Origin of the sequence: Alicyclobacillus sendaiensis NBRC 100866, from assembly GCF_001552675.1 — a bacterium.
In the GTDB taxonomy this organism is placed as follows: Bacteria; Bacillota; Bacilli; order Alicyclobacillales; family Alicyclobacillaceae; genus Alicyclobacillus; species Alicyclobacillus sendaiensis.
Genome location: NZ_BCRQ01000002.1, coordinates 1 through 26023, shown reverse-complemented (window position 1 = coordinate 26023; position 26023 = coordinate 1). Strand labels below are relative to the sequence as shown.

Annotated in this window: 24 protein-coding genes; 1 reads left to right on the top strand and 23 read right to left on the bottom strand. The window is 64.2% G+C overall.

The window, feature by feature from the left end; all coding sequences use genetic code 11:
• Nucleotide 1: 1 nt before the first annotated feature.
• From miaA to miaB, 6 genes are read right to left on the bottom strand one after another with little or no spacing between them, the layout of a single operon-like run.
• Nucleotides 2-1003 carry a tRNA (adenosine(37)-N6)-dimethylallyltransferase MiaA gene (gene miaA, locus AS26_RS00710; protein WP_062305324.1) on the bottom strand — a complete coding sequence of 334 codons (1002 nt, stop codon included), beginning with the start codon at nt 1001-1003 and terminating at the stop codon, nt 2-4.
• Nucleotides 1000-1800: a class I SAM-dependent methyltransferase gene (locus tag AS26_RS00705; protein ID WP_062305323.1), complete on the bottom strand. Its 801-nt coding sequence runs from the start codon at nt 1798-1800 to the stop codon at nt 1000-1002. The genes miaA and AS26_RS00705 overlap by 4 nt, the downstream gene beginning before the upstream one ends.
• Entirely contained in the window at nt 1797-3686 is a 1890-nt protein-coding gene (mutL, locus tag AS26_RS00700) for a DNA mismatch repair endonuclease MutL (RefSeq protein ID WP_245629530.1), read from the bottom strand. The genes AS26_RS00705 and mutL overlap by 4 nt, the downstream gene beginning before the upstream one ends.
• A complete protein-coding gene (mutS, locus tag AS26_RS00695) occupies nt 3668-6271 on the bottom strand; it encodes a DNA mismatch repair protein MutS (RefSeq protein ID WP_062305321.1) in 2604 nt (867 codons plus the stop codon). Before mutS ends, mutL begins: the two co-directional genes overlap by 19 nt.
• Before the next feature lie 12 nt (nt 6272-6283).
• Complete coding sequence (locus tag AS26_RS00690; RefSeq protein ID WP_062305320.1) at nt 6284-6736, bottom strand: YlbF/YmcA family competence regulator; 453 nt, start codon at nt 6734-6736, stop codon at nt 6284-6286.
• Entirely contained in the window at nt 6736-8229 is a 1494-nt protein-coding gene (miaB, locus tag AS26_RS00685; protein WP_062305318.1) for a tRNA (N6-isopentenyl adenosine(37)-C2)-methylthiotransferase MiaB, read from the bottom strand. Before miaB ends, AS26_RS00690 begins: the two co-directional genes overlap by 1 nt.
• A 102-nt stretch (nt 8230-8331) precedes the next feature.
• Between miaB and AS26_RS00680 the strand changes: the two genes are divergently transcribed.
• Entirely contained in the window at nt 8332-8580 is a 249-nt protein-coding gene (locus AS26_RS00680; RefSeq protein ID WP_062305317.1) for a hypothetical protein, read from the top strand.
• Here AS26_RS00680 and AS26_RS00675 read toward each other — a convergent pair.
• The 17 genes from AS26_RS00675 to AS26_RS14375 all read right to left on the bottom strand — a co-directional run.
• A complete protein-coding gene (locus AS26_RS00675; protein WP_062305315.1) occupies nt 8577-9698 on the bottom strand; it encodes a YheC/YheD family endospore coat-associated protein in 1122 nt (373 codons plus the stop codon). The genes AS26_RS00680 and AS26_RS00675 overlap by 4 nt on opposite strands.
• A 30-nt stretch (nt 9699-9728) precedes the next feature.
• Nucleotides 9729-11189, bottom strand: coding sequence for a putative amidoligase domain-containing protein (locus AS26_RS00670; RefSeq protein WP_062305313.1), 1461 nt, complete (start codon nt 11187-11189; stop codon nt 9729-9731).
• A 28-nt stretch (nt 11190-11217) separates the two neighbouring features.
• Nucleotides 11218-12330 carry a YheC/YheD family endospore coat-associated protein gene (locus AS26_RS00665; protein ID WP_062305311.1) on the bottom strand — a complete coding sequence of 371 codons (1113 nt, stop codon included), beginning with the start codon at nt 12328-12330 and terminating at the stop codon, nt 11218-11220.
• Nucleotides 12331-12335: 5 nt separating this feature from the next.
• Nucleotides 12336-13424, bottom strand: coding sequence for a YheC/YheD family protein (locus AS26_RS00660; protein WP_062305310.1), 1089 nt, complete (start codon nt 13422-13424; stop codon nt 12336-12338).
• A gap of 62 nt (nt 13425-13486) precedes the next feature.
• Nucleotides 13487-14023, bottom strand: a complete 537-nt coding sequence (gene cotE / locus AS26_RS00655) for an outer spore coat protein CotE (protein ID WP_062305308.1) — start codon at nt 14021-14023, stop codon at nt 13487-13489.
• Between the two features lie 276 nt (nt 14024-14299).
• Complete coding sequence (locus tag AS26_RS00650) at nt 14300-15247, bottom strand: dipeptidase (protein WP_062305413.1); 948 nt, start codon at nt 15245-15247, stop codon at nt 14300-14302.
• A gap of 24 nt (nt 15248-15271) precedes the next feature.
• A complete protein-coding gene (locus tag AS26_RS00645; protein WP_008340016.1) occupies nt 15272-15532 on the bottom strand; it encodes a stage V sporulation protein S in 261 nt (86 codons plus the stop codon).
• Between the two features lie 160 nt (nt 15533-15692).
• Nucleotides 15693-17282: a ribonuclease Y gene (gene rny, locus AS26_RS00640; protein ID WP_062305411.1), complete on the bottom strand. Its 1590-nt coding sequence runs from the start codon at nt 17280-17282 to the stop codon at nt 15693-15695.
• A gap of 89 nt (nt 17283-17371) precedes the next feature.
• Nucleotides 17372-18067, bottom strand: a complete 696-nt coding sequence (locus AS26_RS00635; RefSeq protein ID WP_062305306.1) for a regulatory protein RecX — start codon at nt 18065-18067, stop codon at nt 17372-17374.
• Nucleotides 18036-19094 (bottom strand): recombinase RecA, encoded by a 1059-nt coding sequence (recA, locus tag AS26_RS00630; RefSeq protein WP_062305305.1) that lies wholly within the window; start codon nt 19092-19094, stop codon nt 18036-18038. Before recA ends, AS26_RS00635 begins: the two co-directional genes overlap by 32 nt.
• Nucleotides 19095-19322: 228 nt before the next feature.
• Nucleotides 19323-20903, bottom strand: a complete 1581-nt coding sequence (locus AS26_RS00625) for a DEAD/DEAH box helicase (RefSeq protein ID WP_062305303.1) — start codon at nt 20901-20903, stop codon at nt 19323-19325.
• A 4-nt stretch (nt 20904-20907) separates the two neighbouring features.
• Nucleotides 20908-22206, bottom strand: coding sequence for a competence/damage-inducible protein A (locus AS26_RS00620; RefSeq protein WP_083515935.1), 1299 nt, complete (start codon nt 22204-22206; stop codon nt 20908-20910).
• Between the two features lie 27 nt (nt 22207-22233).
• The gene (gene pgsA / locus AS26_RS00615; RefSeq protein ID WP_062305300.1) at nt 22234-22815 is read right to left on the bottom strand and encodes a CDP-diacylglycerol--glycerol-3-phosphate 3-phosphatidyltransferase; all 582 of its coding nucleotides are present in this window, start codon (nt 22813-22815) and stop codon (nt 22234-22236) included.
• Between the two features lie 42 nt (nt 22816-22857).
• Nucleotides 22858-23352, bottom strand: coding sequence for a YajQ family cyclic di-GMP-binding protein (locus AS26_RS00610; protein ID WP_062305299.1), 495 nt, complete (start codon nt 23350-23352; stop codon nt 22858-22860).
• A gap of 45 nt (nt 23353-23397) precedes the next feature.
• Nucleotides 23398-24336, bottom strand: coding sequence for a helix-turn-helix domain-containing protein (locus tag AS26_RS00605; protein WP_062305410.1), 939 nt, complete (start codon nt 24334-24336; stop codon nt 23398-23400).
• A 29-nt stretch (nt 24337-24365) separates the two neighbouring features.
• Entirely contained in the window at nt 24366-25136 is a 771-nt protein-coding gene (locus tag AS26_RS00600) for a DUF3388 domain-containing protein (protein ID WP_062305297.1), read from the bottom strand.
• Nucleotides 25137-25160: 24 nt separating this feature from the next.
• Nucleotides 25161-26023 (bottom strand): hypothetical protein (locus tag AS26_RS14375; protein ID WP_062305296.1); only part of this gene is annotated, 863 nt, incomplete at its 5' end.

Sequence of the window (26023 nt, the reverse complement as noted above, 5' to 3'; positions counted from 1 at the left end):
GCTACGATTCACTCTCCAATCTGCAGGTGCTGGATCTATTCGCAGTCGACCACCCGATATCCTGCAAAAAGTGGTCGATACATGCCCACAATCGCGCTATTTCGTCCGTCGAAAACAGGCCATCGTCGCCCTTCGCGAACCAGCGCACTCGAGGATCGCGCCGAAACCACGACCACTGCCGCTTGGCAAATCGCCTCGTGTTCTGTTGTATGATGCGAATGGCCTCTTCTTCCGATACGGCGCCCGACAAATACGCGACCACTTCCTTGTAGCCAATGGCCTGCATGGCGGTCCCGTCAAGCGGCACGCCGGCCTCGAGGAGGCGCTTCACCTCGTCCACCAGGCCGCGGCGCCACATCTGTTCCACGCGCTCGTCGATCCGCCGATACAGCGCCTCGCGCGGCATCGTGATGCCCAAGACGAGTGCCTCGTACCGCCCTTGGCGCGGCGTCCAATCGTAGTCCTCCGACATGCCGGTCCCCCGGACCATGGCCACTTCGAGCGCGCGGACAATCCGCTTCCGGTCATGCGGATGAATGCGCTTCGCCCGCTCCGGGTCCCGCGCGCTCAGCTCTTCGTACAACGCCTGCACGCCCTCTTCCTCCGCGCGCCGATCGAGGGCCGCCCGCAGCTGCGCGTGTTCCGGCGTCTGCGAGAAGTCGAGATCGTCGAGGAGCGCCCGGACGTAAAGCCCTGTTCCGCCGCATACCACGGGAAGGCGGCCCCTGGTGACCACCTCGTCGATGACCGCGTCCGCCTGTCGCTTCCAAGCCGCAACGGTGAACTTCTCCGCCGGGTGGGCGATGTCGAGCAGGTGATGAGGAACGCCTTGCATCTCCTCCGGGCGAAGCTTCGCGGTCCCGATGTCCATCCCCCGATAAATTTGCATGGAGTCCGCCGAAATGACCTCTCCGCCATAGCGCCGCGCGATCTCGACGCTGAGCTCGCTCTTGCCGACCCCCGTGGGCCCGACGACGCACACGATGGGTTTCTTGTCCGTCATCGCGGCCTCCTCCATACCCCGTACGCGAACCGACCCGCCGTGCGGTCGGACTGAAGGCCGAGTGCCTCAAACACGCCCGACTTGGGCCGCTCCTTGACGATCACGGCCTTGCGGGCAACGCGCTTCGCCTCGTTCAGCACCTCTTCGGAGAGGGGGGCTTCCCAGGCGACGGGCCGAATCGGTTGCATGTGCGCGGACTGGTGCACGGGCTCTCGGAACATCGGGTCAAAATACACCACATCGGCGCTTTCATCGGGCTTCGACCTGAGCCAATCGGCGTGATCGGCATGGACGAGCAGCACGCGCCTGAGGAGCTCGGCTTCGCGCGGATGGGCTTCGGAGCCGTAGACCTGCACCGCGCGCAGCAAGCCGTACAACACCGGCGAGCGCTCGACGCCTTCGACACGGCCTCTTGCGCCGACCGCCGCTGCGAAGACCAGCGCGTCGGTGCCGAGGCCCAACGTGGCGTCAATCACCACGTCCCCCGGCGACACGCCAGCAAGCGCGAGCAGGCGATCGGGCTCTCCCTGCGCGATCCGCCTGAGCCGCTGGTGAGCCATGCTCGGGTGGAAGAAGAGCGGGTGCTCCACGCCGCGCACGTGCACGACGGCCGGATCGCCCACCACCACGACGGCGTCTGCATCCGCGAGCAGATGGGCGATGCTCTGGCCGCGCCTCGGCACCACGGCGCCCCCAAACCAGGGCGCCATCTCGGACGCGCGCGCCACCTGATGAGGTTTCGGGCGAAGCGGCGTGGTCACGAGGATGCGCATATCTTCGTTGGAAGCGTGTGTCATACGATCCTCCGGAACGATTTCGCCAGGTCTCGCTCGCTCATCCGCACGAAGACGGGGCGCCCATGCGGGCAGTGATACGGATCCCGCGCGCGGGTCAATCGTCGGCAGAGCGCCTCCATCTCCGGCAGGGTGAGCGTGTCGTGCGCTTTGATGGCCGCCTTGCACGCTCGGGTGGCCAGCCGGTGCATGATGTCGCGCGCGGTCGCCTTCGGTCCCATCGACGCGACATCGTCCAGCGCGTCGCGCAGGAGCGCTGCGTAATCGAGTCCCTGCCACGAATCGGGAATCGTGCGGACCACGGCGGTGTGCGCGCCGAACGGATCGATCTCGAATCCGAGCGCCAACAGTTCGTCTCGGCGGGCCATGACCTCTTCGAAGGCCGACGGCGCGAGCGAAAGTTCAAGCGGCGCCAGAAGCGGCATCGGCTGGACATCGCCTCGCTGCCACGCGTCGAGCAGGTCCTCGTACAGCACCCGCTCGTGGGCGGCGTGCTGGTCGATGATGTAAAGGTCATTCCCATCTTCGGCCAGGATGTACATGCGCAGGGCCTGACCAATGGGGCGCAGCTGCCAGTCCGCGGGCCGCTCCTGGGGGGTCTCGTGCACGCCGTCCGCGCCGTCCGCCTTTGGTTCGATCTCGGCACTGCCCTCCGGCGCGCCCGCCGATTCGCGCACCGCGAGCGCGGACGCCCACGCCTCCTTCGGCGCGACGTCCGGGCCCGCCCCTTGGCCAAGTGGCAGCAGCTTCCGCGCCGGCCTGTACGACGATTCATCCCGCCGCGCGGCGAGTGGCGAGTCCTGCGGCGCGCTGCGCAGGCGCTCGGGCTCTTCCGGCAAGGGGAGCGGCACGGGCGACCCGAGCCGGGGGCTCGTCCGCACGCGCGGCACCGCCGTGAGCATCACGCTGTCCAAGGCCGCGCGAACGGCCGACTCGACGAGCACACAGACGTCGCGCTCCTCGCTCAGGCGCACCTCCCATTTTTGTGGATGAACGTTCGGATCGATGAGCGCCGGGTCCATCTCCAGGTACAGCGCGTAGACCGGATAGCGCCCCACCATCAGCCGTTCGCCGTAGGCGCGCTCTACCGCCTGCTGGATGGCCGGATTGCGCACAGGCCTGCCGTTGATGAACAGGTAGCCGTGCTGTCGCGAGGATCGGGCCTGCGTCGGCCGGCCCACGTAACCTCTGAGCGCGCAGTCGCCCGCCGCGCCCTCGATCTCGAGGAGCATGCGAGCTTCGCCCACGCCGTAGAGCGCCGCCCACACCTCGCGCGCATCCCCGCGCCCTGGCGTCTGAAACAGCACTTGGCGCTCCGTCTTGCATACAAAAGCCACCTCGGGATGGGCGAGGCTCTCGCGCTGGACCACTTCGAGGGATCTCGCCTGCTCCGTCTGCGGGCTGCGGAGATACTTGAGGCGCGCAGGCGTGTTGAAGAATAGATCTCGCACCTCAAGCGTCGTGCCAAAGGGCGCGCCGATGGGCTCCGGCGGGTGCATCTCGCCCCCCTCCACGCGCACCAGGACCCCCGATTCCTCGCCGCGCGCCCTCGTGATGAGGCGAACGCGCGCGACGGACGCGATGGCGGCAAGGGCTTCGCCGCGGAAGCCGAGCGTGCGGATGCGGGCGAGATCGCGCGGTTCACGCACCTTGCTCGTGGCGTGGCGGTGGAACGCCAACAGGGCGTCCTCGGGCGACATGCCCTCGCCATCGTCGGTGACCGTCACGCAGGCGATCCCGCCTTCCGCAAGCGAGACCTCGATGCGCGTGGCGCCGGCGTCGAGGCTGTTCTCGACCAGTTCCTTGACGCACGATGCAGGTCGAGCGACGACTTCGCCCGCCGCAATTTGGTCGGCCATCACCTTCGGCATTACCTGGATCTTGCCCATCCGACCAGATCCCTCGCTTTCTCCGCGGCCTCGTGCAAGACCTGCATCGCCTCGAGTGGCGTCATCCGCATGACGTCTTGCGCGGCCAGCCAATCGACGAGATCGCGATACGGCGCCGAAAACAAGTCGAGCGCCACGGGGCCATCTTCGCGCACGGCCGCGCCTGGGCGACGCTCACGGCGATCCTCCCCGGCCGCCGCCACCTCCGGCCTGGCCTCTCGCTCCGCCAACAATTCCATAGCGCGCCGGATGACCCGATCCGGCAGACCCGCGAGCCGGGCCACCTGGATGCCGTAGCTTCGGTCGGACGGGCGCGTCACGACGGTGTGCAAGAACCGAATGCCCGCGTCCGTTTCCTCCACGGCCACGGACTGATTGCGGACACACGGAAAGCGCTCGGAAAACGAGATGAGCTCGTGGTAGTGCGTCGCAAACAGCGTGAGCGGCCGGTCGCGCCGTTCGGCCAAATCCTCCAACACCGCCTCCGCGATGGACAAACCGTCGTACGTCGACGTGCCGCGCCCAATCTCGTCGAGCAACACGAGGCTCCGCCCGCTCGCCTCGCGCAGGATCTCCGCGAGCTCCGTCATTTCCACCATGAACGTGCTCTGACCACGGCTGAGATCGTCCGAGGCGCCGATGCGGGTGAAGACGCGATCGACGAGGCCGATGTGGGCCGAGCGGGCGGGAACGTACGAGCCCATCTGCGCGAGAATCGCGATGAGCGCCGCCTGGCGCATGTAGGTGCTCTTGCCGCCCATGTTCGGGCCCGTCAGGAGGATGATGGGCGCATCGGGCGTGAGCACGAGATCGTTCGGCACGAATTCCGCCCCGATGGACGCCTCCACGACCGGGTGCCGTCCCTCTCGGATGTCCATGCCGACGTCTTCCGTCACCTCGGGCCGGACGTAGCCGCGTTTCACGGCCAATTCGGCCAGCCCCGCGATCACGTCGAGCGTGCTCGTGACCTCCGCCAGCCGCTGAAGTTCGCCCGCCTGCTCCTGGACGCGATGGATCCACGATTCGAAGCGCGCGCGCTCGAGTTCCACCACGCGCTCGGCCGCGGTGAGCATGTCCGCCTCCCGCGCCTTGAGCTCAGGGTGCGTAAAGCGCTCCCCGGCCGCGAGCGTCTGCTTGCGCTCGTACTCTGCGGGGACGAGCGACAAGTTCGGCTTGGACACCTCGATGTAGTAGCCGAACACCTTGTTGTACCCGATTTTGAGCGACTTGATTCCTGTCCGCTCCCGCTCGCGCGCCTCGAACTCGCGCAGCCAAGTGCGGCCCTCCGATTGCAGCGAACGCAGGCGGTCGATCTCGGCATCCACGCCATCGCGGAAGATGCCGCCCTCGGCCGCGGTCGCAGGCGGATCGTCCACCAGCTCGCGCTCGATGTGTTCCGCAAGCGGCCGGAAGTCAGGCAAGTCTCGCGTCAAGTAGCGGAAAAGCGCCGGGCCGTCCTCGGGCAAGAGCGCGATGGCCGCCTCGCCCCTCTCGATGGCGTGCGCGAGCGCGAGAAGATCGCGCGGCGTGGCGCGGCCGATGGCGCATTTCGCAAGGAGCCGCGAGAGATCGCGCATGCCCCTGAGCGACTCGCGGATTTCCTCCCGGAGGAGCGAGTCGTCCGCGAGCGCCGTCACGGCGTCGAGCCGCTCCTCAATCGCCGCTCGATCGGTGAGCGGCCGAAGCAGCCACGTGCGCAGCAGGCGGGATCCCGCGGCCGTCACCGTCTCGCGCAGGACGTCGTACAGGGACGTCCGCCGCTCTCGGCCGCCTCCTGCCGGCACAAGTTCCAGGTGTTCGATGGTGCGCTCCGACAGCCACATCCGGCCAGGCTGACGAAGCGGCCGCGGCGGGCCGAGATGGCAGAGCGCAGCCATCTGCGTGTCCCTCAGGTATTGGAAGGCCATGTTGCAGGCGGCAAGCGCGGCCGATCCCGGCCGCAGGCCGAGCGCCTCCGGCGACGTCACGCCGTAGTGCACGAGAAGCGCGTCGCCCGGCGGAGCGGGGACGCGCGTCACGACGGTTCCTTGCCGATGCACCGCCTCTTCGAGCCAACTGGGTACGGCCTCGTCGCCCTGGATCAGCATCTCGCGCGGACGAAACCTGGCGACGTGATCGCGCACCTCGTTGGCGCTCCCGTCCCCGAACCACACGTCGCCCGCGCCGACGTCCACGAGCGCAAGCCCGACTTCGCCATCCCGACACGCGAGCGCCGCGAGGTAGCGCGCCTCCGACTCGTCCGTCACGGCCGTGCCCGGCGTGACGATGCGGACAATCTCCCGCCGCACGAGCCCCTTCGCCGCCTTCGGGTCCTCGACCTGATCGCAGATGGCCACGCGAAATCCCTGCTCAATGAGCCGCTCCAGATACCCGTCCAACGCGTGATGAGGCACGCCGCACATCGGCACCCGCCCGGCTTCGCCCGCATCGCGCCCCGTGAGCGTGATGTCGAGGGCCTGGCTCGCGACGACGGCGTCTTCGAAAAACAGCTCGTAGAAGTCTCCCAGGCGGAACATCAAGAGCGTGTCGCCGTCGAGCTTGGACTTGATTTCGCGGTATTGCCGCATCATCGGCGTCAGGCTCACGAGTCGACCTCCTCACCTTCCCGCGCCCGCGTGGCAGGACCCGCCACAACCTCCCGAACACCCGCCGCTTCCGCACAGGCGCGGCCCCCGCTCGACGGGAAGCGTCCCGTGCAAATTCGCCAAGATGACCTCAATGACCTCCTGCACGAGCGCATTCAGCTCGTCTTGCCAAGCCTTGTACTGAAGCGCCACGGGGATCTCGTACAGCCGCTCCCAGAGGGCATCCGTCTCCTGCTTCATGCGCAGGTACTTGTCGTGCGATTCCCCGAGCCTGTCGCGGAGCGTCCAGAGCCCGTTCGTCTTCTTCTTGAGCTCGTCAAACAGGCGCTGCGCCCGCGGGTTGCGTTCCATCTTTTCTCGCGCGCGCCAGTACGAGCGGCACTCGTCCGAGCGGCGGATCATCTCCGCGAGTTCGTCCGCGACGGCCAGAATCGCCTCCGTGTCGACACGCGTCGCGACGGCCATCACGAGACCACCTCTTCCACCTGCGCGATCTCGCCCTTCAGCAAAAACGTCTGCGGCTCCGTCACGCGCACGCGGATACGCCTCCCGATGAGCGACTTATCGCCGCGGAACAACACCAACTTGTTGGTCCGCGTGCGCCCCGAGAGCACGTCCGGGTTGGTCTTGCTCTCGCCATCGACGAGGACCTCGACGAGCGCGCCCCGGAGCTTCTCGTTGTGCCGCCGGCTCACCTCGTTTTGCACCTCGTTCAACCGCAGGAGGCGCTCCTTTTTCTCCTCGAGCGGCGTCTCGTCCTTCCACCGCGCTGCCGGCGTGTTCTCCCGCGGCGAGTAGATGAACGTGAAGGCGTTGTCGAACTCCACCTCTCGCACCAGGCGCAGCGTGTCCTGAAAGTGCGCCTCCGTCTCTCCAGGAAAGCCGACGATGAGATCGGTCGTGATGGACACACCAGGAATCCGGCTGCGGATCTTTTCGACCAGCCGCAGGTAGTACTCGCGCGTGTGCGAGCGGTTCATGCGGCGCAAAATCTCGTTGTTGCCGGACTGCACGGGCAGGTGGATGTGTTCGACCACGTTCTCCGATTCGGCGATGGCGTCGATCAGCTCATCCGTGAAATTCCACGGATTGGAGGTCGTGAACCGGATCCAGCCGACGCCGGGCACCGCATTGACCTGGCGCAAGAGGCGAGCGAAGTTGGTCGTGCCGAGATCGACACCGTAGTCGTTCACGTTTTGCCCGAGCAACGTGATGTCCTGATACCCTTCGCGGACCAATTCTGCCACTTCGCGCAGGACGTCCTCGGGCAGCCGGCTCCGCTCGACGCCGCGCGTATACGGGACGATGCAGTACGTGCAGAACTTGTTGCACCCGTACTGGATGTTGACCCAAGCGCGCACGCGGTCCTTGCGCAGCTTCGGCCAGTCCTCCACGGTCTCCGGCGCGCTCTCCCAGACCTCCATCACCGTCTCCTGCGAGGCGCGGGCGGCGAAGAGGAGCGCCGGGAGGCGATGGATGTTGTGCGTGCCGAAGACGAGATCAATCCACGGGTACTTCTCCCGAACCATGCGCTGCACGCCCTTCTCCTGCGCCATGCAGCCGCACAGGCCGAAGATGAGCTCGGGATTCTGGCGCTTGAGAGGCCGCAGGCGGCCAATCTCGCCAAACACCTTTTCCTCTGCGTTTTCGCGAACCGCGCACGTGTTGAAGAGAATGAAATCGGCCTCCTCCACATCCTGCGTCGGCTCATAACCCATGGCCGTGAGGAGGCCCGCCATGACCTCCGTGTCGTGCTCGTTCATCTGGCAGCCGTACGTGCGAATCAAAAATCGGTACGGCTCCCCGCTTGGTTTTCGACCCACGCGATATGCGCGCGTGAGGGCCTCCGCGTCGTAGGACACGCGCACCGCCTGATTCGGGCGATGCGTCTGCCCGAACACGAGGCCGAGGCCCTTCTCGAGCCTTCCCTCGCGCGCGAGGCGAATCAAGTTCTCCATATTTCAACACTCCGTCGTGTGGAAGGGTGGTTTCATCTTGCACATCTAATCTCACATGATACCATAAGCAGTAAAGCGTATAAACGTGGTGAGGACTTCATCATGTCGGAGAAAGTGAACATTCCTACGTTTGAGGTGCACGTCGCCTTTCGCGAGGAGCCGCTGGACGGGGCCGTGGTCTCGCCCAATAAAAAATCGTACGCCAGCGACTTTCCGGAGATCGACGAGATTCTTCAATCCCATCGAGCTCTGCTGGTGTACGATAGCAAATGGCATTACATTCCCCTGCACCAGATCCAGTATGTGACGAAGGGCAAGCAACGCTTTCTGCTGCCGTGGCCGCTTGTCTAGCGAGAGACGTTGGCGAGATCGCGCAAGATCTCGATCACGCCTGCGCTCGCGCGCCGCGCGATGTCCGGCTCGTCAAACCGCATGGGCTTCGCGTTCGCCTCAAAGAACCAGGGATGTCCGGCCTCGTCGAGTCCGACGTCGATGGACATCTCTCGCACGTGCCCGGGCATCGACCGTTCAATCGCAGCCGCCGCGGACTGGGCGAACGAGATGAGCCGAGCGTCCACCTCCTCGCTGCGGGAACCGAACGCGTGACGCAGGACCACCCACCGGTCCGCAATCCGTCCTCCGTTCGGAACGTGGCTCGTGATGCTTTCAGCGCCGCTGACGCGAATCCCGTATCCCACCACCTTCCAGTGCGCCCCTGGGCGCTGCAGGAGCACGCGCGCGTCGCACGGCCGTCCCTCGAACCGAATGACGGGTACGGCCGCTTGCGCCACGTAGACGCCGGGGAGGCGCGCCCGGCGCAGCGCTTCGTCCAACTCCCGCAGGTCGTGAATCGCCCAATGCTCTGCCCGCGTGCTGCGCTGCGTCCAAACGTCGAACGACGTGCCCCGGCGCTCGACCCGCACGATGCCCCGGCCGATGCTGCCGCCCACCGGCTTGAGATAGACCGCCTCATGACGGCTCAGCAGATCCACGACCGATCCCGTACCCTCGAAGACCTGCGTCTCCGGCAGATGATGGCCGAGCCCCGCGCTCCGAATGGCCTCGTAGATCTTCGCCTTGTTAAAGTAGCGGTGGTTGAAGAACGGGATCCCCATGGCTTGGAGCGTCGCCCGTGCGCGTTGAACGGCAGCGCTCGCCTCAAGCGCCCTGTTCGGGATGCGGTTGTAAACCGCGAGCGGGCGAGGCAGCCACATCCGCCTCCAATTGCGGTAGCCCAACCGCACATACCCCTGCCACCAAACGCCCTCCGATACGGATGGCGGCGTCACGATGTAGACGAGGCATCCTCGCTTTTGCCCAGCGGCGATGATATCCCGAAAATACCGCCTGGAGCCCGCGAAGCCGGAGGGGTGTTCGGCGGTGAGAATCGCGAACGCAGGCCCGTCGTGTTTCCACACGATGTCTTCCGCCCGTTCGTCCGGGACACTTCCGTGAAAGGGTTCATTCATCGTCCACACCTCGCGCGACCGTGCCGTTTACTAGCTGCGAGCGGCGAGGACCTTCGCCCGCCTTGGCCCCTGCGCGCGCCGCAGGGGCACGCCCCACTCCTGACGAACGTCCACTGTTTCGTCCCAGGTCTCCCCGCGTTCGATCATCGCAAACAAAGGCTCGATGGCATCTCGATGGTGCGCATACTCGGGATGCGCGCGGATGGCGTCGATGTTCCGCAGCAGGATGGGCTGCAGCGTCTCGCGGTCCGCTTGGTAAAACGCGAACTGAAGTTGCGGCGAGTAGATGTCGTACAGCGGGAGATCGCGATAGTGGCGAGCGACGAGATGTGCCAGGTGAAACGCGGCGCGCGTGGCCGCCTGGCTGCACACGAAGCTCGCGGGCGTCCGGTACTCGAATCCGCCGTGCGACTTCTGGCGCACGTCGCCTAAGAATCCGTACTTGGGCCGACGCCACTTGGCGCGCACGGGATCCTCGACGGCCATGAGCGGCAAACCGACGTAGTGATCGAGCGCCCTGACCAGCCGCGCGCAAAGCGGCACCCCGGAGATGTGAATGTGGCCTCCCGTGCAGTACGGCCGAAACGGCGCGCTCCCGGCCCTCCACTCGACGCCGGGCCGGTTGATGGTCTCGCTCGCCTCCTCCATCAGTGCGCGCAAATGGCCGACGAGGCCGTCGGGCGAGGCGTCCGGCGCCGGCCGAAGTTCCATCAAGGGCAGCCGCCGGCCGTCGAATTGGACACTGCGATCGTCGCAGCCGATGCGCCCTTTGCGAGGAAAGTACTTGCTCGCGAGCACCATCTTTCCCTGGGCGTTTCGCAACATGATCTCGACGTCGGCGCCAAGCGTGACGTCGGGAGGACCCTTGCGTTGCCACGCCTCCTCCCGCTCGACGAAGCGCTGAACGGCCTCCCGGTACAGCTCCAGCAGGCGCCCCTCCAAGATGGGCGCGGCGCTGACGTCCAGGACCTGCAGGAATCCTCGTTCGGACACCCCGATGGAGACAAGGCCGAAGTCGAGTCCCAGCGCGTGCAGGGTTCGCGTCGCGAGGTACGTGGCGCGGCGGGTTTGCCCGTCGCTATCAAACGGCACCTCCTCGAACGAATCGTGGATCCGCGAAATGCGGGAGGAAGTCCAGTCGACGGCCGAGTCGGAGCGAAAACAGCCGATCGGCACGAAGTCGAATATCGGAATGCGGTACTGGCGGCTGAACGTCGTAGGAAGCCCGTCGCGATTGACGCGCGGCGCCACGCGCACGCCCACTCGCCGCAGAAATTTCGCCATCTGCGCGCGCGACGCGATCCGCCGCTGCGCTTCGCTTGCATTGAGCACCGTCCCACGGGCCGGATCGCTCTCGTTCACCATTCCCCATCGAACCAAGACGTCGCGATCCGTCATTCGATTGCTCGCTGTGTACCTGGAGAGGCGAGGCACGCTTGCCATGAGCCGTCTTGCCGAGGGCTGGTTTTTAAATAAAAGGTAGTACGCCATCTGCTCTCCCCCCTGGTTCGGCGCGGGCTCACGACGATCGTCGCGCGAGGAACAGCGCGTATTCCATCGGCCGCCTGAACGAGAGTTCGACCAGGTCGTCGCGTCCGCTCGCCGACGCAGGTGCTTTGCGCGGCTTGGAATTCACCTCAATGACCCACACGAAACCGCGTCGGTCGACGCCGAGATCGATGCCGAGTTCTCCGAAGGTGCGGCCCGCGCCCGTTTCCACCGCTTCCGCCACGGCCTCCGCAAGCCTGCGGATGGACGCGCGCACGCGCTTCTTCGCGCCCTCGGGAAAGGCGCCGAGAATCGCCCGGTCGACAGGCATGGCGCCGCCGCCCGCCGCGAGATTGGACGTGAAGTCGCCGGACCTCGCGACCCGAGCAAACATCTTCGTGCGCTTCCAAGCGCCGGTCCCGTCGCGCTGGAGCAGGATGCGGACATCGACGGGCCGACCGTCCAACGCGACGAGATCGATACCCTGCTGCCAAATATACGGCCGCCTTCGCAATTGCGTGCGGAACAACTGCACGGCCTCGGCGGGTGAGGCGGCGGTGCCGTGGACGACCCCGTCGCGCGATCGTTTCCACTCGTACGACACGGACCCGTCCTTATCGAGGGCAAAGCGCACAATGCCCAGGCCGAGGCTCCCGTGAAGGGGCTTCAGAAAGGTGACGGGATGGCGAGCGACGAAGGCCGTGGCTTGGGCCAACGACCTGTGGCGAATGGTCTCTGGGACGTGCGGTCGCACCGGCGAACGGCGCAGCCACTCGTAGATCTGCCACTTGTCGAAGAAGCCATCGTTGAAGAACCTCTCGCCGTACGCGGCCGAAAGCGCCTGCCGGATCGACCGATACGCCTGGTTTCGCTCGACCTTGCGAGAGACGAGTTGATCGTAAATCACGTCCGGAAATGGATAGACGCGCGCGACCCATCGGTCGTCCAGGCGCGAAAACCCGCGGATCTGCTTGGACTTGAGGTCGACGTCCTGCAGACCAAACACGAACGCCTCGGCACCGAGCGACTGTGCGATCTCGACCATGCGCCGGATGCCCGCCATTTGATCGGTCTCCCTGAGGGTCTGATGGCGTTCGTCCCATCGCGGGGAGTCGAGAATGCCGATGAGCGGCCGCTGAACCATCTTCCTCACCCCCGCGCGTATCCCCCGCGCCGCTGTCGAACTTGGATAGCATATTCCAGCAGCGCTTGGAGTGACAGACGATGCACCTTTGGGTCCAACCGGCGCAACATCCGCCGGCCGGGCGTGGGGTTGAGCTCGATGAAATAGGTTCGGCCGTCGTCGCTCACGGCGAGATCCAGGCCCAATTCGGCGTACGGCCCAAACTTGTCCCGCGCGAGCTGTGCCACGGCTACGGCAATATCGTCCAGCTGATTGACGAGATCGCCCGCCGTTTGCGCGCCAAACGCCTCCACGAGGGCCATCTCGGCGGCGCGCGGCTCGCTGCCCGTGTGAATGTTGGTGGTCACCGCGCGGGGCTTGGCAAGCCGCGCGACCCGGGCGATGATCTGCGGGCAGTCGCCGTCGCAGACGAGCCAGCGCAAATCAAACGGCCTGTTTCCCACGCGGGCAAGCGAGATGGTGGTCTGAGCCACGGCGGGCACCCAGGCATCGGCGGGCCAGGCGCGCTGAAGCTCCGATGGCGTCGCCACCGAGATCAATCCTCCGCCAGCCGCGGGCAAAAGCTCAATCTTCCCTGCTCGGCGCCGAACGCGATAAATGCCGTGGCCTTGCGTCCCGTTGAGCGGCTTGACGTACAGATCGTCCTGGCTCGCGAGAAGCGCCATCAGATCCTCGATGCGAGCGCACAGCCACGTGCGCGGAAGGTGGGGGCGCAACCGCGCATCGCCGCGCAGCCAGGCATACAGCTTCCATTTATGCCCGCTTTGTCGAGGGAGTGTATGTAGAAGGCCTTGGCAGCGGAGCGCGACGAGTTCCCGGGCGGCGACCGCGGGGTGGCGGTGGAAGACGCCGGAGCGGCGCAACACCACGTCCATCGCGGCCCGCGGCGCCGTCTCCCACGCGGTGCCCGTGAACACGTGCGCGCGCCCTGTCGACAGATCACCCGGCGTCAGCACCTGCACATCGACGCCCGTGTCGCGCCCGAGCAGGGAGAGGTCTTCAAACAGCCGCGTCTGTTCGCCGAACTTCCGTGGCCCGGGATACGGTCCGTCCACGTACACGGCGAGGTGCGTGCGCCCGACATCATCTCCCATGCGGCCACCTCCTCCGGGCACAAAGCGAGGGGGCGACTGCCCCCTCCGACGCGCCTTGGGCTTCAGTCTTCGATCTCGACTTCCTCGACCTGGCTCTCCTCCTCGAAGAAGTCGATGTCCTTCTTGTCCGCGAGATCGACCGTAACGACGCACAACTTGGTCTGACCGATGACCTCCACCCCGAGTTCCTTTTCGACGCGCACCAAGACCTCGGAGCCGTTGCCTGTCAGCGTTGCGTCGAGGCAATTCGGGCTCTGGATCACGTGCACGCGCACCTCCCGGCTGTCGCGCACACAGGCGTCGTCGATGTCCCGCAGGGCAATTTGTTCCGTGTACGTGACGGTCTCCTTGGCGATCGCCGTGTCCGTGTTGCCGTTGTACGAGTACCATACATTGATGTCAAATCGGCCCCGGACCTCGACGTAGTCGCCTACCAGCTCCGCCTCGTACACGTGGTTCATCACCCAGCAGCCTCCGATCGTGCTCGGGCGATGGGCCGGGCGAACCGTATACGTGGTCTGCGTGTACTTGTTGCCGCGGCCACACACGGCATTCGCCATGATTTCCCGGTAGCTGAGGTCTTTGCTGGACAGCACCATGCGGCTACCTCCTCTGTGCAGAATCGAGCGGACCTGCGCTCGCAGGAATCGAACCGTTTGCGAGGCATGGAGCCCATCGGGCGTGTCGCCCGGCGGCTTCTGCCCAGTCGCGCTCACAGCACATCGTATGCATGGGCGAACGGAGGTGCGCCGCGTGGGGAAGGGCCGGGGGAAAATTGGGCCATGGCCCACCGAACCGGTCACGGGGAGGAAGGACGTGAAGGAGGGTCGAACGAGGCGAAGGCAAGCGCGGGCCGCCTCCGGCGGAGGCGGCGGTCACAGCGGCGACGTGGACGGCAACTGTCGCATGAGAAAGGCTTCGAAGTTGCCAAAGAGGAAGGCCTGCGCGAGGTCTTGGCCGTATCGGTCGCAGAGCCGTTCCGCGAATGCGCGGTAGTCCCTGCTCGCAGCGAGGCCGGGAATGTCCGCGGACGTGCCGTCGAAATCTGAGCCAAACCCGACGTGGCGATGCCCGCCGAGATCGAGGACGTGATCCAAGTGGCGAAACACGTCGTCGATGCTGACGGGATCCCGCCCGACGAACGACGGCTGAAACGTGAGACCCATCCAACCGTCTCGGCGGATGATCTCGCGGATGACGTCGTCGGTCAGGTTCCTGCGGTGCGGATGAACGGCTCGAGCATTGGCGTGAGAGGCCATCACGGGCCCGTCCGTGAGCCGAAGCACGTCGCGCACGCCAGCGTCGTGCAGATGGGCGAGATCGATCCACATCGACAAATGCTGCATTTCTCTCAGCACGTCGCGGCCGGCGCGGGTGAGTCCTGCTCCCCGCAACTCTCCGCAGCCGTCGGCCAGTTCGTTGGCGTCGTTCCACGTCAAGCCCACGCCCCGAACGCCGAGGCGATACAGGATGCGCAGGATCTCGACGCTGCCGCGGAGACAGCCGCCACCTTCAAGCGACAGGATGGCCGCCATCTGTCCCTGCTGGCGGGCGACGCGCAAATCCTCTCTCGAACGCACCGCCCGCACATCGGCCAGCACGGCAATCTGTTGGTAGAACGCGTCGATCTGCCGCAGGACCACGGCCAACTGGGTGTAGGAATCCAGGGACGGATCGACGTACAGCGCGAACACCTGTGTGGCGACACCGCCCTCGCGCAGCGAATAGTAGTTCGCCCGCAGGTCGGGCGAGTCCTCCAGAAAAGCCACGCGGCCCTCCGCCAACTTCATCAAGACATCGACATGCGCGTCGGCCACAAGCATTCGCGCCACCGATCTCATCCTTTCTCAGCGAGGCTCCACGAGCAGGCGAATGGCAGTTCGGTCCTCGCCATCAATTTTAATGTCTGTGAACGCTGGCACACAGATCAGGTCGATGCCGCTCGGCGCGACAAACCCTCGCGCGATCGCGACAGCCTTCACGGCCTGGTTGAGCGCCCCCGCTCCAATCGCCTGAATTTCTGCCGAACCTTGCTCTCGCACGACTCCCGCCAGGGCGCCGGCGACCGAATTGGGATTCGATTTTGCGGAGACTTTTAACACATCCACAGTGAGATGACCTCCTCTGTTCCGTCGGCAGTAGGACACTATACGATATTCGCCAAAAAGGCCATTATGCCAACGGACAAGGGGGCGAACGCCGTTCAACGCCGCGCTCCGAGGGCTCTCGCGCGACCTGGATAAAAATAGGGCCAGCCCACAGGCTGCCCTATTTTGCGTATTCAACGGCTCTAGTTTCTCGAATTACCGTCACCTTGATCTGGCCGGGATAGTCGAGTTCGTTCTCGATCTTCTTCGATATCTCCTTCGCAACCAGCGCAGACTCAGCATCGTCGACCAATTCGGGTTTTACGATGATGCGGATCTCCCGACCCGCTTGAATGGCATAGCTCTTCTCGACACCCGCGAACGAATCCGCAATGTGTTCGAGTTTCTCAAGGCGTTTCATATACACTTCCAGCGTTTCGCGGCGCGCACCCGGGCGAGCCGCGGAAATCGCATCGGCGGCCGCCACAATGACGGAGATGGGCGAAGTGAACTCCACGTCGCCGTGGTGGGCGGCGATGCAGTTGATCACGACGGGATGCTCTTTGTATCGGCGCGCAAGGTCCACGCCGATTTCCACGTGCGATCCCTCCACCTCGTGCGTGACCGCCTTTCCGATGTCGTGCAGCAAACCGCCTCGCCGCGCAAGGGCCGCATCGAGCCCGAGTTCAGAGGCCATCATCCCCGCGAGATGCGCGACCTCGATGGAGTGTTTCAACACATTTTGTCCGTAACTCGTGCGGAAGCGGAGGCGGCCGAGAAGTTTCACGAGATCAGGATGCAGGCCGTGGACGTTCGCGTCAAACGTAGCCTGCTCGCCCTGCTCGCGGATGACATCCTCGATTTCCCGGCGTGCCCGCTCCACCATCTCTTCGATGCGCGCGGGGTGAATGCGTCCATCCGCAACCAGTCGCTCAAGCGCAATTTTGGCGATCTCCCGGCGGATGGGATCAAAGCCGGACAGGATGACGGCCTCCGGAGTGTCGTCGATGATCAGATCGACGCCCGTGAGCGACTCGAGCGTTCGGATGTTGCGACCCTCTCGCCCGATGATGCGTCCCTTCATCTCGTCGTTCGGCAGGTTGACCACCGTCACGGTGATTTCGGAGGCGTGATCCGCCGCGCACCGCTGGATGGCATTCGCAACTATTTCCCTTGCCCGGCGATCCGCCTCTCGTTTGGCCTCCTGCTCAATTTGTTTGACCATCACCGCCGCATCATGGCGCGCCTCGCGCTCAACCTGTTCCAGGATGAACTGCCTCGCGCTCTCGCGCGTCAGACCGGAAATCCGCTCGAGTTCCCGGACCTGTTCCTGGCGCAGCGCCTCGGCTTCGTCCTTAAGCGCCTGGATGGCCATTTCTTCTCGGCGAAGCTCCTCCGACTTCTGCTCCAGGACTTCGAGCTTCTTATCGAGCGCCTCCTCTTTTTGGAGGATGCGGCGCTCCATCCGTTGAATCTCGTTGCGTCGCTCGCGCAGCTCCTTCTCGGCCTCCTGCCGGATGCGGTGAGCTTCTTCTTTGGCCTCGAGGACCGCTTCCTTGCGCCGAGCCTCGACGTCCCGCTGCGCGGCCTCTATAATTTCCAATGCGCGCGCTTCTGCCGCGCCAATCTTGGCCTCGGCGACCATGCGCCGGACCACGTACCCAGCACCTAAACCAATCCCTAGACAGACAAGCGAAACCACAATCAACAGCCAGACTGCGACTTCCAATGAGGCGCCTCCTTGCTCCGGTCGACGATCACCTGTTCGCATCGGAACCATGACGTCTTCGAGCTAGAGGCCGTAGGTGATACGCACTTTTATTCTACGTGTTGTTTCAAAACGGTGTCAAGAAAAGGCGATTACGCCGGCGGATTGTCGTCCTGCGCCGCCAGGCGCTTGACGGCTTCTCGGACAGCCTGGCGCGCGATGGAAGGCGAAAATCCCTTTCGAACCAGGTGCATCAGGGCCCGGCGCTCATCCACGTCCGCAGGGCGACCCGCCGCGCGCCGAACGTACTTCTCCGCATGTCGGACGGCAGCCTCTCGCTCCGCCTCGTCGTCCACACGCGCCTGTACGGATTCGGTCACCAGTGCTGCCGGCGCTCCCCGAGCTCTCAACTTCGCCCGGATTTCCCGGCGACTTCTCGTGCCTGCCCAAGCTTCCACGCGGTCTCGCACGAGCTCCTCGTCGTTCAGAATCCCCTTCTCGCGCAGGCGGGCGAGCGCCGCGTCGATCACGTCGCGCGGCAGTCCCTTTCGCTGCAGCGCCCGGCTCAATTCTGCTTCAAACCGCGGACGCACCTCGAGCAGCTTCAGCGCCTGGTGCCACGCCTGCGCAACCTTCGCGCGCCTCGCGAGCGCCTCGTACTGCTCCGCAGACAGCCGCATCCCCACTTTGAGCCCGCAATCCACCCAGTCTTCGGCGGTCAGGTACAGAGAAGGCGCGTCCTCGAAATCCGCGCAAATCAAGGGGCGCCATCTGCCCGTCGCCTCAGTGCGCCCCACCAAGACCACGGCTTCCCCATCAGAAGGCGTCGAATTCGTCGAATGCGTCATCTTCCGCATCCTCCGCAGCAGCCGCGACCAACGGCTTCGCCGGGTTCACGTGGAAGTACTCGCGAACCGCCGCCTCGATTTGCTCCGCAATCTCCGGATGCTCCTTCAGGTACTGTTTTGCATTTTCGCGCCCCTGTCCGAGCCGCTCCTCGCCAAACGAGTACCAGGCCCCGCTTTTCTGAACGACGTCGATCTCGGTGGCGATGTCGATCAGGCTGCCTTCGCGCGAAATCCCTTCCCCAAACATGATATCCACGTCGCACTGGCGGAACGGCGGCGCCACCTTGTTCTTCACCACTTTGATCCGCGTCCGCGATCCCACGACGTCATTTCCCTGCTTGATGGCCTCGACGCGCCGAACCTCCAGGCGCACAGAGGCGTAGAATTTCAGCGCGCGCCCGCCGGTCGTGGTCTCGGGATTTCCGAACATGACGCCGACCTTTTCGCGGATTTGGTTGATGAAAATGGCGATGGTCTTCGATTTGCTGATGGCGCCCGCCAACTTGCGCAGCGCCTGGGACATCAGGCGCGCCTGCAATCCGACGTGCGAATCGCCCATGTCGCCCTCGAGCTCGTTCTTCGGAACCAACGCTGCCACGGAGTCCACGACAATGACGTCCACCGCGCCGCTTCGTACCAGCGCCTCGGCGATTTCAAGCGCCTGTTCTCCCGTATCCGGCTGGGAAATGAGGAGCTCGTCGATGTTGACGCCGAGCTTTTGGGCGTAGACCGGATCCAGCGCGTGCTCCGCGTCGATGAACGCCGCCTGTCCGCCGAGCTTCTGCACCTCCGCGACGACGTGCAGCGCCACGGTCGTCTTGCCCGACGACTCCGGCCCGTAGATCTCCACAATTCTCCCCCGAGGCAGTCCTCCGACACCGAGCGCAATGTCGAGCGCGATGGATCCTGTCGGCACGGTCTCCACCGTCATCGCGGCCGCTTCGCCGAGTCTCATGATGGAGCCCTTGCCGAATTCCTTCTCGATTTTTCGCAGGGCTTGTTCCAAAGCCGCCTTTTTGTCTCCCATGACACACCATCCCTCAACTTCTTCGAGCGCATATGCCCGTGAGCCACGTCTCCGCTTGCCCCGAACACGGGAACCTATTCGCGAACGCTCGCAGGAATCCTTCGATCCGATTGTACACGTTCCTGCGAAAAACGCAAACAAACGTTCGTATCTCGTCCCGAGGGCTCGAAACACAGGAAGAGCCGGACATCTCCCATGTCCGGCTCCCCGTCCCCTGCGCCGTGCCGCTCAGCGGCGCGACGAGCGCGGCTTCGCGGGCTCCAAATTCACCCGCGTGCCATTGATTCGGCTTTGGCGCAACGCCTCGTAGACAAACGGCGCGCTCTCTTCCTCCACCTCGATGAACGTGAACTTCTCGAACATATCGATCCGGCCGACCGCGTCGCCGGGCACCCCGGCCTCTTCGGAAATAGCGCGGACAAAGTCCTGCGGGCTCATCCGGGACGTGCGGCCCACATTGACGAAAAACCGCACCATGCCGGGCCGGGCTCCGGTGTCTCCGAAGTCGTATTCGTCCGATTCCGTCCGATTTCCATCCCCGGACGACGCCAACTTCAACAGGGCCGAAGCGATGTCGATGGGATCGTGCTCGTCCACGAGAGCGCTCAAAATGGCGCGGTACGGCGCGAGTCCTCCCTCGCGGATGACATCCACGATCTTGCTCCTCCACATCTCAGCCTGCCGCTCCGCCACATCCTCCAGCGACGGAACCTCGCGGACCGTGATCTTTTGCTTGATCTCGCGCTCAATCTGTTTCAGCAATTTGTACTCTCGCGGCGTCACGAGCGTGATGGCCAAGCCTCGCTTGCCCGCGCGGCCCGTCCGCCCGATGCGGTGCACGTACGACTCGGGATCCTGCGGCACGTCATAGTTGATGACGTGCGTTACGTCGTCCACGTCGAGACCGCGAGCCGCCACGTCCGTCGCGACCAACAGCTCGATCTCGTTTTTCCGGAACTTCCGCATGACGCGATCGCGCTGAGCCTGGCTCAGGTCGCCGTGAAGCCCATCGGCGAGGTAGCCGCGCGCGAGCAAGGCTTCGACGAGATCGTCCACGCCCCGCTTCGTCCGACAGAAGATAATTCCGAGCTGGATGTCCTCGCTGTCCACGATCCGGCACAGGCTGTCGAGCTTGTTGCGCTCGAGCACCTTATAGCACACCTGGTCGATCTGCGGCACGGTCACCTCGCCGCGATTGACCGTGATGTGCTGCGGATCCCGCATGTAGCGCAGCGCCAGCCGCTTGACCTCGTTGGGGAAGGTAGCCGAGAACAGCATGGTCTGCCTGTCGCTCGGCGTCTCGCGCAAAATGGCCTCGATGTCGTCGATGAAGCCCATATCGAGCATTTCGTCGGCTTCGTCGAGCACCACCATCCGGACATCGCTGAGCGACAATGTTCCGCGGTGAATGTGATCCAACACCCGGCCCGGCGTGCCGATGACGATTTGCACGCCTTGCTTCAGCGCGCGGATTTGGTGCACGATGGATTGACCGCCGTAAATCGGGACGGATCGAACTCGCTTGTATTTTGCAATCTTGCGGATCTCACCCGCCACCTGGATCGCCAGTTCGCGCGTCGGCGTCAACACGATGGCCTGCACGCGCGGTTCCGTCGACACTCGCTCCACGAGCGGAATGCCGAAGGCCGCGGTCTTCCCTGTGCCTGTCTGGGCCTGGCCGATGACGTCTCGTCCCTCCAGCACCACCGGGATGCAAGCCGCCTGAATCGGCGAAGGCTCTTCAAACCCCATATCGTGAATCGCCTGCAGTACGCGGCGGTTCAACCCAAAAGACTCAAACGATGACATACTCTCAACCTTTCTCTCCTCTGCCTGCTTTGTCTTTTCCCACATCAGAATCTCCATTCAACTCCTGCCATAGTCTCCAGAGCGCTTGTTTACAGCTTCGGATTCGAATCTGAGCGCGGGAACCGCGCAGCCTGAGCTCAAACACCTGCGACCCGCGAGGACTCGCGAGCCCCACGTACACGAGCCCCACCGGTTTCTCCGGCGTGCCGCCTCCAGGCCCCGCGATGCCGGTCACGCCGACGCCGTACGTGGCGCCGAGCTTCGCGCGGACGCCTTCCGCCAGTTCGCGGGCCGTCGCTTCCGAGACGGCCCCGTGCGCCGCGAGCGTCTCCGCGCGCACCCCAACGACCGAGGTTTTCACCCGATTGTCATACGCGACCACGCCGCCTAGGAACGCCGCCGAGCTGCCCGGGATCTCCGTGATCATCTGCGCCAGCATGCCGCCAGTGCAGCTTTCTGCCACGGCCAGGGTGGATCCGGTCTCTTGAAGCTTCCGCAAGACGACGGAAGCCAGCGAGTCGTCGTCCACCCCGTAGATGAAGGGCGAAAACCGCCTCCGCAACTCGTCTTCCACCGGGCGAATGAGTTCCCAGCACGCCTCTTCCGAAGGGCCGGATGCGGTGATGCGGAGCACCATCTCGCCCTCGCCGGCGTACGGAGCCACGGTCGGGTTGTCCTTGCACGTCAGATCGGCGATTCTCGCATCCACATCTGACTCGCCGATGCCGCAGAAATGGAGAATCCGGGAAACCAACTTGCGCGTGCCGCCAAAGTGGTCAACCAGGCGAGGAATCACATAATTTTGCAGCATGGGACGCATTTCGAGGGGCGGACCCGGGAGAAGAAAATAATGCACGCCGTTGTCGAACACGTACTGTCCGGGAGCGGTCCCGTTCGGGTTCGGAATCCATTCTCCGCCCTCGATGACGAGGGCCTGCTTCCGGTTCTGGTCCGGCATGGGCCGGCCTCTGCGTTTGAAATACGACTCGACCTCCGCGAGCGCTTCTTCGGAGAGCACAAGCCTTCTCCCCAGAAACTTCGCCAGCGCTTCCTTCGTCAAGTCGTCCTGCGTCGGCCCCAGTCCCCCGGTCGCAATCACGGCGTTCGAGCGCCGGGACGCGATGGAGAACGTCTCGATGATCCGCGCCTCGTTGTCTCCTACCGCACTGTGATAGTACACGTACATTCCGTGCTTCGCAAGTTCCTGAGAAATCTCTCGAGCATGCCCGTTATGGATCTGCCCGATGACAATCTCCGTACCTACCGCAATCAGCTCGGCGCGGCAAGGCTCTGCCAAGGCCACAGCCACCCTCTCCATCCTGACGGCGCCTCAAGAGGCGCGTGACAAGATCATCTCTCGATTCTTCAAGAAATAGTCGATCGCCGACACCACGGTCATGATCACCATCACGTAGATCATTACCTGGGCAATCGGAACATCAATCACAGAAAAAGGAAAATTATTCAACACCAAAAGCACGATTCCCACCATCTGCGCGGTCGTCTTCCACTTCCCCCACTGGCTCGCCGCCATGACCACGCCGTCTCCCGCCGCAATCAGCCGGAGCCCGGTGACGGCGAACTCGCGACTGATGATGACAATCGCAACCCAAGCCGGCATCCGCTGCATCTGGACCAGAATGATGAGCACCGCCGACACCAACAGCTTATCCGCCAGCGGATCGAGAAACTTGCCGAAGTTCGTGATCATCTTCCGTTTCCGCGCGATCCGCCCGTCCAGCGCGTCGGTGGCTGCCGCCGCGATGAACACCAGAGCAGCGAGCGCCTCGTTCGCCGTGGTGGTTTGACCGTGGAACGTTACCGAACCGATGTGAAAGGGTACCAATAAAATCACGCAGACGACAGGCACCAGCAGAATCCTGGCCAGCGTAATCCGATTCGCCAGATTCAATGGCCCACGCCCCTCTTGTCCAATTTGCGCACGGGCACCCCATTACGAGCGATAATTCGTGAACTGCAGCGGAACATCGAAATCCTCGTTCCGGAGCATCTGAATGACTGCCTGAAGGTCGTCGCGGCTCTTGCCGGAGACGCGGATCTGGTCTCCCTGAATCTGCGCCTGGACCTTGATTTTCGAATCCTTGATCATCTTGGTGATCTGCTTCGCGTGGTCCGCGTCGAGGCCGTTGACGAGCTCGATCACCTGGCGAACCGTGCCGCCCGCGGCCGGCTCCACCTTGCCCGGTCTCAGCGCCTTCAGCGACACGTTTCGCTTGACGAGTTTGGTCCTCAGCACATCCATCAGTTGCTCGAGTTTGTATTCGTCGTCCGAGATCAGCGTGAGCTTGTCGCCCTCCAAGCGGATCTCGCTCTTCGAGCCTTTGAAGTCAAATCTCGTTTCGATCTCCCGCCGAGCCTGCTGAACGGCATTCGACACCTCCTGCAGATCCACCTTGGACACGATGTCGAACGAAGCCTCTTTCGCCATGTTCCCGCCCCTCTACATCCAGTGTACGCTTCCGATGCTTCCTCGTCACCCTCGTTCGATCACGACCACCGGCGCCCACGTGATGTTGGGAAGTTGGACAGGCTGCCCATCCACCGTGATCGACACGCCCTGAACGTGACCGAGATGGAAGGTGACGTTGTTCTGCGCCGAAAACGACTTCGACTGCCCCTGGTTCAGGATGACGTTCGGCGCCACCGCCTGGCCGTCCGCGGTCGCGCTGAACCACAGCTCGCCCGAATTCACGGTGATCACCACCTGAAGGCTGTCGGCGTCGAGCACCTTGTACGTGTACGCCCCGTTCGCATAGGGCAACGCCACCACCACAGGCTGAGCCTTCTTCTCCGGCTGCGTCGCCTGCTTCGGCGGCGCCGACTTGTGCGTGACGGGCTTCGTGGCCTGCGTCTTCTGCGGACTTGACGTGGTGGAATTCGCCCCGCGGGCCGCCTGGCCGTGGTGGTGATGCAGCAGAACGTACAGCCCGCCCACCACCACGAGCGCGCCGACGATGAGCAATCCTTGTCCGACCCAGGACCCGACCGGCCGGACGGGGCGCTCATAGATCTCGCGCCGAGATCGCTCAGGTCGCTCGTGCGAGCGCGACCTCGTCCGCTCCATCTCATGGACCGATCTCGGCTCCACCATCCGCGCCGCCGGCTTTCGTTCCGCGGCGGGATGTTCCGAGATCGGCGCGCGAGAGTCCGTTCTCGCCCCCGGCTCGGCGCTCACCCTTTCACCATGATCCACGTACTTTTCCAAAAGCTCGGTCCCGTCCAGCCCGAGTACCTCCGCGTAACTCCGGACAAAACCGCGCGCATACACTGGGCCGGGAAGGACATCCCATTGCCCCGATTCCAGTGCCTCAATATAGCGCTTCCGGATTTTTGTCCGCTCCTCGATATCTTCGACCGTGAGTCCGAGCGATTCGCGCCTGGCGCGCAGAACTTGCCCCAACTGCTCGTGCACGCGTCGCCCTCCCTTGTCCTGTGGCATCTCTACTCCTGAGCCCACGTGGCCGTTTCATCTTCGAACATATCATAGCGAATTTCTTCCTGCGGATCTCGGCGCAACTCGATCAACATGTCGAACAAATCCCACGTGTAGCGCGTCCTCCGGACGAAGATGTCCGGATGCTCGATCACGACTGGCGCCTTCATCCGAAGAATTTCATCCACGCAGCGCATGTGGTCCTCGCCGCCGCGCATCACGGACACAGCGCCGTCAATGATGTAGACGAATGGCTCAGCGCGAAACGTTGCGGAAGGAAGTTCGCGCATGATGGTCTGCTTCAGCAACGTGGACGACACGAAGAGCCAACGCTTATTCGCGTACACGCTCGCCGCGACCACAGCCTCGGTCTTGCCGACGCGCGGCTGACCGCGCACGCCAATGACCTGCCGACCAGGCCTTTTCAAAATCTCCCCTAAAAAGTCAACGAGAACCCCGAGTTCGTCTCGGACGAACCGATACGTCCGCTTCTCCGTGTCGCTCCGCTCAATGAACCGCCCATGGCGGAGCGCCAACCTGTCCCGCAGCGTCGGCTCCCGGAGCGCCGTCACCTCGATGTCTTCCATCGACTCGAGCATCGTCCTCAACACGTCGAGAATGTCCGGCCGGTCGACGTCGATCAGGAACCCTCTTCCATACTCCGAGACTCCCGATAATTGTACGATGTTGACACCGAGCATGCCAAGCAACGAGGCGATATCGCCCAACAACCCGGGGCGATCCCGGCGAATGTGATACTGAAAGTAATACTCGGCCACGCCATCTCAACCTTTCCCGAAGTCCTACGACAGGTGGAACGAGTTCGCGAGGTTCGTTCGCACGTTGGCCGGCAGCGAGGCAAAAGTCGCGTCCACACGGGCTGCTTGGGCTTCGGCCCGAACCTGGAGCGCGGCCCACGCGGTGAGTACCGAAGCGGGCAACCGCTTGTCGTCGAGCGCGACCGATGTCAGGTCGAGTACCAGATGCTCTCCAGGCTGCCAAGACTCAGGCGATGCGAGGGTCCGGAACCCGCGAAGCACCTCCGAAGCCGCAAGGTGACCAGGCGCGATGGCGCAGCCTGAACCGGCGGCGGTTCCGAAGTACCCCCAATTCGGGGTGACGCCGCTCAGCGACTGGATCTCGGCAGGTGGCGCGTCGCCCGCCACGACGCCGAGCTCCACGGCATATCCGTACATCGACAAGCTCGGCGCGGATTGCTGGGGAAGCGCGACCACCCGGGCGTTCGCGTTCGTCTGATACAGACCGACGAAGAACGCCTTTTGTTCAGCCACGCTCGCGCCTTGCGGCACATACACAAGACTCGGCACACCGCCTAGGGCCGCGCCACTCGTCGATCCCGACGCCATAGCCGTCATCCAATTCCCGCAGAGCGCCCCGATGCTGTACGCGATGCCGACGGGATCCTGCGCAATTTCCGCCACATTGGTCGATGAGGCAAGAGAAGCTGGCCAATCGCTGACCACGAGAAAGCGCACGGAAGGATGGGAAGCTGCCAATTCGTCGACGCCCGGCGCGACGGCGCTCGCGTCTTGGCACACGAGCATGACACCGGTCAACCGGCCCCTTGCGAGCTCCTTCACCGCCTCCGACCGCCATGCGCTCGCCGACACGCGCACGACTTCAACCGCTGTGGCTCCCGCCGTTC